The 1,316-nt window shown below is 68.2% G+C and carries 1 protein-coding gene; it reads right to left on the bottom strand.

What is annotated here, in order from left to right; all coding sequences use genetic code 11:
• Nucleotides 1–144 precede the first annotated feature (144 nt).
• The gene (locus tag CH341_RS27755) at nucleotides 145–1,146 is read right to left on the bottom strand and encodes an ABC transporter substrate-binding protein (RefSeq protein ID WP_111422215.1); all 1,002 of its coding nucleotides are present in this window, start codon (nucleotides 1,144–1,146) and stop codon (nucleotides 145–147) included.
• Nucleotides 1,147–1,316 lie beyond the last annotated feature (170 nt).

Below are 1,316 nucleotides of genomic sequence, written 5' to 3'. Positions count from 1 at the left end.
TGCACCGTCATTCCGTCCCTTCCACCGGCGGCGCTGCCAGGCCGGCGGTGAGGAACGGCATGGCGAACTTCAGCGCGGTGCGCGTGATCTGCTCGGTCGAGGCCGACATGGCGGGTCCCCTGCTGGGCCGTCAGCCGCGCCCGATCACTTGCCGAGCGCCTTGGCGACGAAGGAGCCGTCCCACGCCGTGTCGATCTGGCCCGAGACGTCCTTCTGGATCACGCCCAGATCCGCGAAGGCCTTGGCCTGCCGCTTGATCTGGTCGGGCGAGATGACCTCGCCGAGCGTGATGATCTTGGCGGCCTGGGCGGCGATGTCGGGCTGCATGCCGGAGAGCTTCGCATAGGCCTCGGCGAACTTCACCTGGTCCTTCCTGAGCTGCTCCTGGGCGTCCAGATAGGCCCAGACGAAGCGCTCGACCGCGTCGCGCTTCTTGGTGGCCGCGGTCTTCGACGCCATGATCATGCCGAGCTCGGCGCCGACCGCCTTGGACGAGCCGTATTCGAGGTTCTTGGCGAAGAAGCCGTAGCCCTCCATCACCGGGATCGACTCGAACGGCTCCCAGGTGACGATGCCGTCGACCTCGCCCTTCTTGAGCGCCTGGTCGAAATTGGCGCCGCCGCCCTGGATGTTGACGGCCTGGAAGCTGGTGTAGGGGATGCCCTTCTCGACCAGCGTCGCGGCGAACTGGAACCACACGGCGGAGCCGGGCGCGATGGCGATCTTCTTGCCCTTCAGGTCGTCCCAGGTGTCGAGCTTCACGCCGTTGCGGCCGATCACGTATTTGGGCGAGGAACCGACCCCCATGATGCCGACCACGTCGGTCGATCCCTGCGCCAGCGAGATGGCGAGGTCGGCCGGGCCCACCGAGGCGACGTCGAGCGAGCCGGCGAGCAGTGCCGTGCGGGCGTCGGCGTAGCGGGCGAACTCGACCAGCTTCAGCTCGACGCCGAGACCCTTGAGCTTGTCCATGATCATCAGCATCGGCGCCAGATGGCCGACCTTCTGATAGCCGACCGTCAGCTCGACGGGAGCCGGCAGCGGCTTCGGCTCCGGTCCCGCCGCGGCGGCCGGCGCGGCGAAGGTCAGCGGCGAGACGATCGCCAGCGCGGCGACGGCGAGCAGTGCGAGGACATTACGGCGCATCGGCATCCTCCTGGTCGGGACGGGGGTGGACATGCTGCGTCAGGTCAGTGTCGGCACGACCTCTGTTTCAGTCATTCCGGGGCGCACGCCCGAGCGTGCGAACCCGGAATCCAGCGACGGACTCAGCCTTCCCGCTGGACCACATCGACGCGGCGTGGGCCGGACGGCAC

Source organism: Rhodoplanes roseus (genome assembly GCF_003258865.1).
Lineage (GTDB): Bacteria > Pseudomonadota > Alphaproteobacteria > Rhizobiales > Xanthobacteraceae > Rhodoplanes > Rhodoplanes roseus.
The sequence above is the reverse complement of the archived record's forward strand: the minus strand, read 5'-3'. Positions and strand labels throughout refer to the sequence as shown.

Coding starts and splice junctions, on each gene's coding strand:
- CH341_RS27755 (WP_111422215.1), bottom strand. CDS start 1,146: ATGCGCCGTAATGTCCTCGCACTGCTCGCCGTCGCCGCGCTGGCGATC.